Annotated in this window: 10 protein-coding genes and 1 pseudogene; 2 read left to right on the top strand and 9 right to left on the bottom strand. The window is 58.2% G+C overall.

Features of this window, described 5'->3' with window-relative positions; genetic code table 11:
• Position 1: 1 nt before the first annotated feature.
• The 7 genes and pseudogenes from Q7F15_RS08680 to Q7F15_RS08650 all read right to left on the bottom strand — a co-directional run bounded on the left by Q7F15_RS08680 (position 2) and on the right by Q7F15_RS08650 (position 7,401).
• Entirely contained in the window at positions 2 to 1,054 is a 1,053-nt protein-coding gene (locus tag Q7F15_RS08680; protein WP_304415528.1) for a TRAP transporter substrate-binding protein, read from the bottom strand.
• Between the two features lie 27 nt (positions 1,055 to 1,081).
• Positions 1,082 to 2,107: a C-terminal binding protein gene (locus Q7F15_RS08675; protein WP_171564609.1), complete on the bottom strand. Its 1,026-nt coding sequence runs from the start codon at positions 2,105 to 2,107 to the stop codon at positions 1,082 to 1,084.
• Between the two features lie 12 nt (positions 2,108 to 2,119).
• Positions 2,120 to 3,397 carry a TRAP transporter large permease gene (locus Q7F15_RS08670; protein WP_304415436.1) on the bottom strand — a complete coding sequence of 426 codons (1,278 nt, stop codon included), beginning with the start codon at positions 3,395 to 3,397 and terminating at the stop codon, positions 2,120 to 2,122.
• Positions 3,394 to 3,885 carry a TRAP transporter small permease gene (locus Q7F15_RS08665; RefSeq protein WP_171564744.1) on the bottom strand — a complete coding sequence of 164 codons (492 nt, stop codon included), beginning with the start codon at positions 3,883 to 3,885 and terminating at the stop codon, positions 3,394 to 3,396. Before Q7F15_RS08665 ends, Q7F15_RS08670 begins: the two co-directional genes overlap by 4 nt.
• A 99-nt stretch (positions 3,886 to 3,984) precedes the next feature.
• Positions 3,985 to 5,016, bottom strand: a complete 1,032-nt coding sequence (locus Q7F15_RS08660) for a TRAP transporter substrate-binding protein (protein WP_304415435.1) — start codon at positions 5,014 to 5,016, stop codon at positions 3,985 to 3,987.
• Positions 5,017 to 5,088: 72 nt separating this feature from the next.
• Complete coding sequence (locus Q7F15_RS08655; protein ID WP_304415434.1) at positions 5,089 to 6,051, bottom strand: 2-hydroxyacid dehydrogenase; 963 nt, start codon at positions 6,049 to 6,051, stop codon at positions 5,089 to 5,091.
• 46 nt (positions 6,052 to 6,097) lie between these two features.
• Positions 6,098 to 7,401: pseudogene (locus Q7F15_RS08650) on the bottom strand (MFS transporter).
• A 448-nt stretch (positions 7,402 to 7,849) separates the two neighbouring features.
• On the opposite strand from Q7F15_RS08650, the gene Q7F15_RS08645 reads away from it, so the two are divergent.
• Positions 7,850 to 9,385, top strand: coding sequence for an NAD(P)H-hydrate dehydratase (locus tag Q7F15_RS08645; protein ID WP_304415433.1), 1,536 nt, complete (start codon positions 7,850 to 7,852; stop codon positions 9,383 to 9,385).
• Between the two features lie 122 nt (positions 9,386 to 9,507).
• Here the strand turns inward: Q7F15_RS08645 and Q7F15_RS08640 are convergent, their stop codons facing one another.
• Positions 9,508 to 10,359, bottom strand: coding sequence for a DNA/RNA non-specific endonuclease (locus Q7F15_RS08640; RefSeq protein WP_304415432.1), 852 nt, complete (start codon positions 10,357 to 10,359; stop codon positions 9,508 to 9,510).
• Between the two features lie 207 nt (positions 10,360 to 10,566).
• Positions 10,567 to 10,860 (bottom strand): LLM class flavin-dependent oxidoreductase, encoded by a 294-nt coding sequence (locus tag Q7F15_RS20640; protein ID WP_438286234.1) that lies wholly within the window; start codon positions 10,858 to 10,860, stop codon positions 10,567 to 10,569.
• 344 nt (positions 10,861 to 11,204) lie between these two features.
• Between Q7F15_RS20640 and Q7F15_RS08630 the strand changes: the two genes are divergently transcribed.
• Positions 11,205 to 12,788 (top strand): copper resistance CopC/CopD family protein, encoded by a 1,584-nt coding sequence (locus Q7F15_RS08630; RefSeq protein ID WP_304415431.1) that lies wholly within the window; start codon positions 11,205 to 11,207, stop codon positions 12,786 to 12,788.
• Positions 12,789 to 12,790 lie beyond the last annotated feature (2 nt).

Here is a 12,790-nt window from a genome sequence, read left to right as displayed (position 1 = left end):
TTTACTGTCTCGCCTTTTCCACCTGGTCGTACATCTCCTTGACGAGATCCTCGCCAAATTCCTTGGCGAACTTGTCGATCACTGGCTTGATGATCGCCTGCATGTTGGCCCGTTCTTCATCGGACACCTCATTGACCTCCATCCCGAGATTCTTTAGCTCTTCCAACGCTTTTCGGTTTTCCTCCCGGTTCACCTCGCGCTGGTAGGTGCCGGCTTCGACGGCCGCTTCCCTCAAAATCTGCTGCTCTTCCGGGGACAGCTTATCCCAGAACTTCTTGCTCACCAGGAAAACAAACGGCGTATAGACGTGCTTCGTCAGGCTCAGGTACCGCTGCACTTCGTCGTATTTGCTCGTCTTGATGGTCGCCAGCGGATTTTCCTGACCGTCCACGGTTTTGCTCTCCAGTGCGCTGAATACTTCCGAGAACGCCATCGGCGTGGGGTTGGCGCCCAGCGCCTGAAACGCTTCGAGGTGAACCTGGTTTTGCATCGTACGAATCTTCAGACCCTTGAAGTCTTCTGCTTTCCTTACCGGATGCTTGCTGTTGGTCAGGTGGCGAAACCCGTTTTCCCAATAGCCCAAGCCGATCAGGTTGTGTTCCGGCAATTTCTCCAGCAGTTTTTGGCCGAGCGGACCGTCCAGCACCGCGTCCGCTTCCTTTTCGTCTTGAAACACAAACGGAAAGTCAAAAATCCCGAATTCCTTGATCATGCCTACCAGCGGCGACGTGGACGGAATCGTAATCTCCTGCAGTCCGCCCTGCAGCGCCTCGGTCATTTTTTTGTCGTCGCCGAGCTGGGCATCGTAAAAGGGCTGCACCTTCAGCTTCCCGCCGCTTTTCTGACTGACAAGCTCGGCGAATTTTTTCAATCCTTTTCCTTCGGGATGTTCCTGGTTCAATCCAATTCCCGCCTTGATCGTCCGCTCCTGAATCCCGCCGGCCGCCGGTGATCCAGAAGAGGCGGTGCTGCCGCCGCCGCACCCGGCCAACAGCAGCAGCGCCGGCACGACACAGCTGATAATCCCGTGTTTCATCCATGATTTCATGCCCATTTCTCCCCTTTCCATTTGATCCATCGCTTACGCTTCAACCGCATCGCGGTTCGCCAGACCGTGTTCGTTCAAGCGGACCTTCTCTTTTACCTGCGTGTTGACCAGGTATTGCGGATATTTTCCATACAGCAGAACATCGACGACCCCCATCGCCGCCTTCGTCCTCATTTCCGCGGCAGATTCCTCAGAATACCAGGCGACATGCGGGGTGAGAATCACCTGTTCCATCGTCAGCAGGGGATTGTCCGGGGAGATCGGCTCCCGCTCGACCACGTCAAGTGCCGCTCCGGCAATCCGGCCTGTGCGCAGGGCGTCGATTAGCGCGCGTTCGTCAATGACCGGCCCGCGCGACGTGTTGATCACGACCGCGTGCGGTTTCATCGCGGCAAACTGCTCGCTGCCCACCATGCCTTTCGTCTCTTTGGTCAGCGGAGCATGGACGGAGATGAAGTCGGCCAGCCGGCACAGCTCATCAAGGGAGACGAGCTGCACCCCCTTTGCCTGCGCCAGCGTTTGCGGCACATACGGATCGTGGGCGATCACGCGCAGCCCGAGCGGCTTCACTTTCTCCGCCAGCGCCTGCGGAATCTTTCCGAACCCGATCAAGCCGAGCACTTTGCCGCGCAGGCGGTTGATCGGCTGCGTCACTTTGTAATCCCAGACGCCGCTTTTTACATGCGAATTGGCGACAACCACCTTGCGCGTCCAGGCGAGCAGCAAGGCAAGGGCGTGATCGGACACTTCGTCCATGCAGTAATCGGGCACGTTGGCGACACAAATCCCGCTGTCTGTCGCCGCCTCGAGATCAATCGTATTGACCCCTACGCCGTACCGGGTGATCACCCGGCATTTCTGCAGGCTGTCGATCACCTTGCTCGTAATCGGCGCGTACTGGTTGATCAGCGCGTCGGCATCGCGGCATGCCGCGATCACCTCTTCCTCCGTGCGGCATTGCGCCGGCACCAGCTCGAACCGCTCGCTGTCCAGCACGCTTTCTTCATACCGCAAATCGCTGTACTCCCAATCGGTCACGACGACTTTCCACTTTTGCATGTTCGCTCCTCCTTACGTCAACCACTCTAATGGAACCGTCACCAGTGCAGGGAACAGGATCAACAGGACGAGAATCACGACCTCGACCAGCAAAAACGGCCAGAAGCCTTTCATGATGTCTTCGATGCCGATCTTCCCGACGCCGCAGGCGACATTGAGCACGGTGCCGACGGGAGGGGTCAGCAGGCCGATGCAACTGTTCAGGATAAACAGGACGCCAAAGTAGATCGGATCAATCCCGGCCTGTTCGATCACAGGCATCAGCACCGGCGTCAAAATCAAAATGGTCGGGGTCAGATCCATGGCTGTGCCCACCAGCAGAACCACCGCGTTGATCACAATCAGCAGGAGCAGCGGATTGTCAACCAGCGGTCCCAGGAAGTCGGTCAGCGCTGCCGGGATATTGGCGACCGTGATCAACCAGGCGGACACCATCGCCGCTGCGGCGAGAAACATCACGACGCTGGTCGTCTTGGCGGCGGATACCAGAATGTCGTACAGTTGGGACAGCTTCAACTCCCGGTAAAAGACCAAGCCGACGAGCAGGGCGTAAAAAGCGGCGACAACCGCGGCTTCCGTCGGTGTAAACACACCACCGCGAAGCCCCCCGACGATGATCACCGGCAGCAGGAGTGCCCAGATTGCCCCTTTGGCCGCGGCCAGGATTTCTCTCAGCGACCGGCGCGGGTATGTCTCAAACCGGCCATTTCTGGCGATCACCCACCAGGTGATCATCAAGCCGACCCCGATGAGCAGTCCCGGCACAATGCCCGCCATGAACAGTTTTGTAATGGAGAGGCCGCTGGTCACGCCAAAGATAATCATCGGAATGCTGGGCGGGATGACAGGAGCGATAATCCCGCCGGCGGCGATCAACCCGGTGGAGCGGTTGCGGTCGTACCCCGCCTGCACCATCATCGGGATCAGGATCGCGCCGAGTGCGGCCGTGTCAGCCACGGCGGACCCGGACAGCCCGGCAAACATGATGCTTGCCAGGATCGCCACATAGCCCAATCCGCCGCGGATGTGTCCGACGAGCGCCAGCGCAAACTGGATGATGCGCTTGGAGATGCCCCCGGCGTTCATCAATTCTCCGGCGAGGATGAAAAACGGAATCGCCATCAGCGGAAAGTTGTCCGCACCGTTGATCAGGTTTTGCGCGATGATTTGGCTGTCGAAGATGTCGAGGTAAATCATCAGGGCGACGCCGCTGAACAGCAGGGCAAACGCAATCGGCATCCCCAGTGCCATCACTCCCAGCAGTGACCCGAGAAACACGCCCAGCGTCATTTACCAGACACCTCCGACATCACCTGCTGTTGACCCGACACCAACAGCTCCTCTTCCGATTCCCGCGCGCGGATAAATTCTTCGACGGAACGCTTGCCAAACAGCACCCGGTACAGATTGCACACGATGATGGCCGCCATTGAGATGCTCGTGACAATCCCGATGCCGTACACACACGCGAGCGGCAATCCCGTCGCCGGTGCCATACTGTCCATGTTGATCAGCGTCATTTTCCAACTGCCGTCCAATACCAGCCACAGCACGTAGAGCAGGATCCCGTTGGTCAGCACAAACACCGCTTTTTTCATCCGGGGCGACAGCTTCTTGACGAATATGTCTACTCCTAAGTGTTCATTGTCTTTCAACGCACTGATGGCCCCCAAAAACGTCATCCAGACAAACAGGAAGCGCGACATTTCTTCGGACCAGGTAATGCCCGAATTAAAGACATACCGCAGCACGACGTTGCCGAATACGAGAATGGCCATCACTGCCAGCGAAACCGCAGTGACGCCATTCAGCACCCGATTCAAGAAGTGCAGGACGTTTTCCACAAAACCTCCCCCTCTCTTGTCAGCCTGCCCGCCCTACTTGGCCGCAGCCTTGATTTTTTCTACCATTTCCTTTGCCCACGGATACGTCTGATAGATTTCGTCATAGAGCGGCTGAGCCGCGGCTTCCATCGCCTGCCGGAACGAATCGTCAGGCGTCGTGAAGCGGATGCCGTGTTCCTGGAGAAAGGCTTTGTCCGCTTCGTAGCTCTTTTCCATCAGCTCCCACTCGTAGTCGGCCGACGCTTTTGCGGCCTGCTCGATGATCTGCCGCTGCTCGGGCGTCAGCTCGTTCCACAATTTCGCGTTGATGATGTACAGGTTGGGGCTGAACATGTGGCGGGACTCCAGCACATCCGACTGAACTTCGTACCAGCCTGAGGCTCTCAGGGTGGCGATCGGGTTGTCCTGTCCGTCTACTACACGTTGTTCCAGCGCCGTAAACACTTCGGAGATGGGCATCGGCGTCACATTGGCCCCCAGCAGTTGGCCCAGCCGAATGTAGTTGGGGATGTTGGGCATGCGCAGACGCAGTCCTTTGAAATCATCCAGCTTGCTGATCGGCCGGTTGCTGGAGAACATCCGAAAACCGTTGGCGCTCCACGCCAGCGGATGCACGCCGTGTTTGCTCTCCAGTTCTTCTGTCAGCTCTTCGCCGATCGGGCCGGTAAAGACGGCTTTGGCATGGGCAAAATCCTTGAACAAAAACGGCCACTCACCCACAGCCAGCTTGGGAATGTCCGCCTGCATGATCAAGCCCGGGATTCCCATTTCGATGGTGCCGTTGCGCACCCCGTCGTAAAATTCCTTCTCCGCCCCCAACTGGCTGTTGTCGAAGATTTGCACCTTCAGCGTGCCGCCCGACATTTCTTCCACCATCGGTTTGAACTTTTCGCGCAGGGCCACGTTCTGCGGATGGTCGGTCGCGAAGTAGTTGGCCACTTTCAACGTGTGCGTCTTGGCACCGCTCCCTGCCCCCGGCGAACCGCTGCCTGTCGTTTGCTGCGCTCCGCAGCCGGAGAGCAGCACCGCCGCCGCGATGGACAGGGACAACAGACGTTTTTTCACTTGACATCCCACCTAGCATCGCTTGTTTGATATGACAAAACCAAGTTTTATTTCATGCTCGCAGCCACACCTTCATTCGGTGACGAGATTGGGCGGCCGTTTCCCGAGCAGTGCGGCAACGAGATTTTGCGCCGCCAGCTTTGCCATGGCCAACCGCGTCTCGCGTGTAGCCGAGCCAATATGCGGCAGCGTTACGACATTGGGCATGCGCAGCAGCGGATTGTCAGGCGGCGTCGGCTCTTCTTCAAAGACGTCGAGTCCTGCACCCCAGATCCGTTTCTCCTGCAATGCTTCGATCAGGGCGGCCTCGTCTACCGTCCCACCGCGCGACGTGTTGATGAAAATCGCGGTCGGTTTCATCAGCGCAAACTGTTCGCGGCCCATCATGCGCCTCGTCTGCCCGGTCAGCGGGACCATCAGCAGGACGAAATCGGACTGCCGCAGTAGGTCTTCCAAGGAACAGTAGGTGATCCCCAGCGTTTGCTCCGCTTCCGGTTTACGGCGGCGATTGTGGTACAGCACATTCATGCGAAAGCCGTGTACAGCCCGCCTGGCGATCGCTTCGCCGATCCGGCCCAGGCCGATGATGCCCAGCGTTTTGCCGTGCACATCCAGCCCAAAGAGCCACTCGTCGTGCTTCCTCTCCCATTTGCCGTCCTTGACGAGCCGGTCCAGCTCGGGGATGCGGCGGGCAGCGGACAGGATCAGCGCAAACGCCAGATCTGCCACCGTCTCGTCCAGTACATGCGGCGTATTTGTCCCCATCACGCCGCGCCGTTTCATCGCTGCCAGGTCAAAATTGTTGTAGCCGACGGAGATATTGCTGACGACTTTCAGCCTGGGCGCATGGTCCAACAGTTCGCTGTCGATCCGCCCGCCGACTGTCAGCAACCCTTCCGCATCGGCAATCTCCCGCAGCAGCTCCTCGCGGGAAATCGGGGCCTCTCCCTCCCACTTGCGGTATTCGCAGTGCTCCGCCAGATACGCTTCCACTTGCGGCGGAATCGGCACAGTTACATACACATGCGGCTTCATATCCATCCTCCTCACGCGATGTATGCAGATGTATGCAAACGATCGATCAGGCCTGCTTTTCCCCAATCGGTTTTTTGACAAGCAACCAGTAACACAATGCTGCGCATCCGGCGATCACGCCTCCCGATATAAAGGCGAGCGCATATGAACCGGTCGTATCAACGATCATTCCGGCAACAACCGGGGAGAACGCGCCGCCAAAATAACCGCCAAAGTTTTGAATCGAACCGACCGACGCCACCATTGACGGGGGAGCGATATCTCCGGCAAGCGCCCACGCACTGCCGGTAATCGCCGAGATAAAGCAGACAGCCAATGTCATCAGCGTAATCGTTGTCCCAATGCCGTGCACGAATGGAATGATCACGACGACGGCGGCGGCAGCCAGGGCGCAAATGCCGATCAGCATCCGTTTGGCGTGCATCGGCTCGGCGATTCCCTTGTCCGCCAGTTTTTTCGTCAGATACCCGCCGAAGATATTGCCGAAGATTCCGCCGATCCATGGAATGCTGGCGTATATCCCCAACTCCGTCAGTGAGATGTGGTGAACTTCTACCAGATAGAGAGGGAGGAAAATGAGAAAGATGTTCCAGATCCAGATGGTGCAGAAAAAGCCGAGAATCATCCCCCATACGCTTCGGTATGTAAACAGGGTGCGCCATTTGATGCCGGACTGCTGAATGCCCTGCTCGGTTCCGGCTCCGTCGGACTGAATGTAGGCACGTTCTTCGGGGGACAGTTTGCGGCTGTTCTCCGGATTTTTGTAGAAGATGAGGAAGAAGATCACAAACACGATGCCGAGCAAGCCTGTGATGTAAAACAGCGCCCTCCAGCCGAAGCTGATCAGCAGGAACACGAGGATTGGCGGCGCAATCGCCGGACCCCATTTGGACGAGGAGTCCCAAATCCCTGTAGCCAGGCCGCGTTCTTTTTCGGAAACCAGTACGACGTGATCTTGGCCGCCGTCGGGAAACAGGGAGCTTCTCCGATGCCGAGCAGCAGGCGGGTACCGATCAGGGAAGACAGTTTGCTCACGGCACCTGTCATCATCGTTGCGAGACTCCACCAGATCACGGCGATGGAATACACCTTTTTGGCTCCAAAGCGGTCAACCAGCCATCCCGAAGGAAGCTGCATCAGCGCGTACGACCAGGAAAACACCGTTCCCAGAAGCCCGATATCGGTTTTGCTCAGCCCCAGTTCCTTCATCATTTCCGGCGCGGCGATGGACAAGTTGGCCCTGTCCAGGTAATTGATGATTCCGCCGATCAACAACCACACCACGACCGTCCAGCGAACATTGTGCCTGGCCTGTAGGGAGTGTTCTGCTTTTGGCGACAGGAATGGCATAGGACAACCTCCTCAGGAATGGATTTATTGTTTTATAATATAAAACTATGTTTTACAATAACGGCACAGCACAGGCACAGCATCATGTCCACAAACACCCGTCAGTGCACGATGGAAAGCGCTGTCATTCTTTCAAAGAAAAAAATTTGCCATGCACAGGCGGCGGAATCAGTCATGTTTTATCATATAAAACCATGTTCTTAGTTCAGTCTATTCTTTATTTTCTGTTAATACTTATACTATCGGCCTCGCACGATGCTGTCAATGAATTTTTTTCCTTTTCTTCAGCTATTTCCGCCGGGGATGATCCACTCTCCTTTGATTTAATCTTGCCTTGACGTCCGATTGCAGGAGAACCCGCCGCACAGGCAAAATCGACCATCAAATCCCCTTCCCTGTGGTATGATGAGGTCACACGAAGTCGTTTTGGGAAAGGAGTCCGCGATCCATGTATGTGGTAACCGCCGAAGAGATGCAAAAGATGGACCGGCATGTAATCGACGTTATCGGCATTCCTGCCGCCGTACTGATGGAAAACGCGGGCAGCGCCATCGCCCGCGACGTTCAGGAGTATTCCCGCACTCACGGGATTGACAAAGGGAAACGACCCCCCCGCTGGGCGATCCTCGTCGGAAAAGGGAACAACGGTGGCGACGGACTGGTGGCGGCGCGGCATCTGATGGAAAACGGCGTAGACGTCACCCTCCTTTTTGCACAATCGCCGGAACAGTTGACAGGGGAAGCCGCGCGGCAGCAGGAAATCGCGCGGCGATTGGGGATACCCTCCATCGTGTACGGCACTTCCCCTGTTGATTGGAGATCATTTGACGGAATCGTCGACGCGCTGTTGGGGACGGGCAGCAAAGGCGCGCCGCGCGGCCCCTACGCGGATCTGATCCGGGAAGCGAACGCGAGCGGGCTGCCGATCATTTCCGCCGACATTCCCAGCGGTCTGGACGCGGATACCGGCGTGCCCCACGATCCCTGCATTCGGGCAGTGCGCACGGTGGCCCTCGCTTTTCTCAAACGGGGGCTGGTTCAGACAGGCGGCCTGGACAAGGCGGGAGAGGTCGTCGTACGCCCCATCGGTATCTGGCCGTCACTTGCCGACACATTCGGCATCCAAACCTTCCTGCTCGGCGAACAATTGTTTCGCGAACGGTTCCGGCTGGATCCGCGATTGCCGCGTCAAGCCGACACCCACAAGGGAACCTACGGACACGTGCTTGTCGTGGCAGGCAGCCGAGAGATGAGCGGGGCCGGGCTGCTCTGCAGCAAAGCAGCGCTTCGTGCAGGCAGCGGGCTGGTGACCTGGGTAATGCCCGACGCACTCCTCCCCGCGCTGATCGGACATGTACCCGAAGTGATGCTGGCCGGGCTTCCCGGGAAGTGGAATCTGCCGGAAGCCCGGGCAAAGCTGATCGCACTGGTCCGCAGCCGCAGCGTCACCGTCATCGGCCCGGGGCTGGGACGCTTTCCCGGCGATGCGGACTGGCTGCGCATGCTGTGGGAGGAGACGAACAGTCCGCTGGTCCTGGATGCCGACGCCTTGAACATTCTGGCTGACGCTGACCTCTCATCCTGGCCGAAGCGCGAAACCCCCACCATCCTGACCCCTCATCCCGGAGAGATGGCCCGACTTGCCAACGTGACGACAAGCAAGATACAGCAAAACCGGATCGAGCTGGCCCGCTCCTATGCCCGTCGCCACCGACTGACGCTGGTGCTGAAAGGAGCCGGTACGGTAGTCGCTGCACCGGACGGCCGCGCGTATATAAACCCGACCGGCAACCCCGGAATGGCGACCGGCGGCGCCGGCGATGTCCTGGCCGGAATGATTGGCGGATTGCTCGCCCAAGGACTTCCCGCCGACCACGCAGCATGTCTCGCCGTCTGGCTCCACGGGTCCGCCGGTGATCGCGCGGCAGCCAAGCGGCCGTCGGGGTATTCGCTGATTGCAACGGACATCCTTGAGGAATTGTAGCGGATGACATCTTGACGTCCTGTCCCGTGTCGATGATAACCTTGGCGGGAAGACAAAAAACCGGCCCCTGTGAGAGCAGGGGACAGTCCACAAACGACCGGTTTTATTCAATCCGTCACTGATTACTCCCGATCCATAATGATGTCGGCTGGTTGGGTAATCAGATGTCTCTCCGGTGTGACCAAGCAGCCGGCGGCAGCCAGACGGTACGGCCAGAAGTACAGGGGATTTGCCTCATAGAGCGTGTGTTTGAACAGCAGCTCCGTTTCTCTGGTAATGGTCGTCAGCGGCACCTGATACGTCTGCAGTCGCCGATACTCACAGGCGTCGTTGAACCGCTCCGGACTTTGGCGAATGAGAAACGACAAACTTTTCAACCGGTGCTGCCCATCCACGAAAAACACGCTTTTCCAGAAGCCAAAGGGAATTTTCACCTGGCAGCCCGGTTGGCCCTGCACGCCGCAGTACTCTTCGTCGTCCTCCCTGAAAATCGGCCCGGTAAACACGATTAATTTTTTCTCGCTTTCCATACGGTTCAGAATCCAATCCTCCAGGCAGTTCCACACCCCCGTGTTGAAGTTGTGGTGCTGCAGGACGATATTGGCATAGCAGAACGAGTCCCGGTTGGCTTTTTCCGCTTCGTGCCGCTCTCCCCAGCATACGTCTCTTCTGCGCGTCAGATGCCCCTTGTCATAGTCATTTTGTGCATAGTATTCCGGCCCGACCTGATTCATTGCCCCGATGCGGTCATCCAGATGCCACAACCGGTTGGTGCGCGGTATGTTGACGAATCGGCTTTTATCCACGCATGCAGCAGAATAAACCGCAAACTTTCGCCGTTTGTTCATCACAATGGAGAAGTGGGTAAAGTCGTACACCCTCCCGTTTTCCAACGCGTCTTCCGCCGTTTTTCCCAGCAGCACAGGCAGAGGAACTTCGTGCCGTTCTCCCAGAAAAACAGGATCATAGCCCATCCCCGATTCCTCCCTTTCTCCGTCGTGATAAAAATCCGGGCTGCATTTGCTGCGCTGCGTTTCCTGCATCAACATTTCGACAGCCCGTCTGTCGAATCCTTTGACGAAAGAAGGGAGGTTTTGTAAAGATCGACGCCAATCTTTTTCATCTCGATTGTCCGATCGGCCACCTGTTCCGCCGTTCCGATGAGTCCTGTCTTGAACCCGTCATTGTACTGCACGAGATTCACAAAATCGAAATTCGCCCACATCCCCTGCCGTTCCGGCGACGCCTGACCGGCAAAGCGCACCGCCGTTAATCCGGTAGAAATCGCCGCGAAACACGGTCTCTTCTTCGGACCACATCTGTTTGAGAACGCGGATGAATTCTTCCGAACGCCTGTACCGTTCATCGTGATCCAGCCACGGTTCGCCGAACGCGTGGAATTCGCCTTTGAACCACCCGCTGACCACATTGACCGCTGCCCGGCCATGGCTGATCTGATCCAGCGTGGAAATCATCTTGGCCACCATCCCGGATGCCATAATCCGGGCAGCACAGCGGCAATGAGTTTGATTTTTTGGGTGACGGCTGCAAGGGCGGACGCAAGCGTTATGGCTTCCAACTGATTTTCCGCGTCGTAGCTGGCACAAAGCGAGTCTGGACCAGCGCGAATTCAAAGCCGGCTTTGGGGAAACTCACCCTCTCTCATGGCAGCGTCAATCATATGCAGTCCCTGTACGTTTTGTTCATGAAAAAGCCATTTTCCATGCCTGCATAATAGCCCGAGTGAGCCATTCTCCTCTGTCTGTTTTCTTGGTAGGGTAAAAAAGGTGTGACCACACTTTCAAGTCAGGTGAATCTCATGAAACGAATGGTTGTGTGCTGGTTTATCCTGTTGATGCTGCTTTGCGCGGGCTCTCCCCCTGTGTTTGCCCATGCCAGTCTCTTGGCTACCATCCCCCAAGACGGACAAGTCGTGCAATCCAGCCCCGGGGAGATTGCGCTGGAGTTCAGCGAGCCGTTGGAAGAAGGGCTGATCGACCTCAAGCTGTACGATGAACACGGCCGTTCGATTGCGCTGACAGGCCCCCATCTCACAGCGGGCAACGCCGCCCGGATGCGGGCTGAACCGCCGAAGCTGCCCGATGGCACGTACACCGCAGTCTGGTCCGTCGTCTCCGAAGACGGTCATCCGGTCAACGGGTCTTTCACGTTCTCCGTCGGGCGTTCCGCGTCCGGAACCATCGCCCCCGTATCGGATGGAACTTCCGCCCTGCTCGACCGCATTCTGGCGGTGATCCGCTACGTCGTGGAAGGAACGCTGTTGATCGCAGCCGGCCTTCACTGGATCTCCTGGCTCGGCCGACGACGCGGCTGGCCCGCAGACATGCGCGCAACCGGAGGCAGGCGGCTGGCGGTGTGGATCGTCATCGTCGTCGGATTGATTGCCGAAGGGCTTCTCTACCTGGCGTCCCTGCCGGGGAACGCTCTGACATCGGTGTTTGCAAAAGGACAGTGGGCGCTCCTCGGACAATCCCCCTTCCTCGTGATGGTCGGGGCGCAGCTTGTGTGCATGCTGCTCGCCGCCGTCCCGGGCATGGTGGAAGGCTGGTACCTAGTCATGTGGGCACTGGCCGTGGGAGCGCTGGCCTTTGGCGGGCACGCGTGGGGCATTCAGCCGGTGTGGCTGGCCGCCTCGTTCCGAATCCTGCATCTGTTCGGCCTGGCGCTCTGGCTGGGGGCGCTGACCGGCCTGGTCCTGGCGATGCGCCGGGCGAGGAAAAGCGGTGACGCGATCGAGTGGGGGGCGCTCCGCCGGTTCTTTGTTCGGCTGGCGCTGCTCGCGTCCGCCACTGCCCTGCTCTCCGGCGCTGCCTTGACCGTCCAGCAAACGGATTGGGCAGTCTTGTGGAAGGGGCAGACGTGGAGCGTGCTGCTTGGCCTCAAGCTGGCGCTGACCGGCGTGATGCTGGCGCTTGCGATCTCGCAGACCCTGCGGTGGCGAAAGCACGGCCGCCTGACGTCGCCCGCGCTGCTGCGCTGGGAGTGGCGGGCGGGTGCACTGGCCCTGCTGGCCGGCGTCTGGATGAGCCAGTCGGCCTATCCCCTGCCGGTGACGTCCTACGCCAAAACCTTTCCTGCCGCTGACGCGCAAGTGGTGGTCAAGATCCCGCGAGTGGCACCCGGCACGCAGATCATGACCATCGAGTTCCCCGCACCGATGACCGAGCCGCGGCAAGTCCAGGTGCAGGTATCCAAGCCGGATGCGGAGATAAACAGGCAGCCCATCCCTGCTGAGCGGACAGGTACGGGGCGTTATCAGGCGGACATTCCGTTTTCCATGTACGGAACGTGGACCTATCGGATTGACGCCGCCTTCCACGATGGGACACATGCAGCATTCACCGACACGCTGTTTATACCAGGAGGAGGAGAAACACGATGAAG

Origin of the sequence: Brevibacillus aydinogluensis, assembly GCF_961514395.1 — a bacterium.
In the GTDB taxonomy this organism is placed as follows: Bacteria; Bacillota; Bacilli; order Brevibacillales; family Brevibacillaceae; genus Brevibacillus; species Brevibacillus aydinogluensis.
The sequence above is the reverse complement of the archived record's forward strand: the minus strand, read 5'-3'. Positions and strand labels throughout refer to the sequence as shown.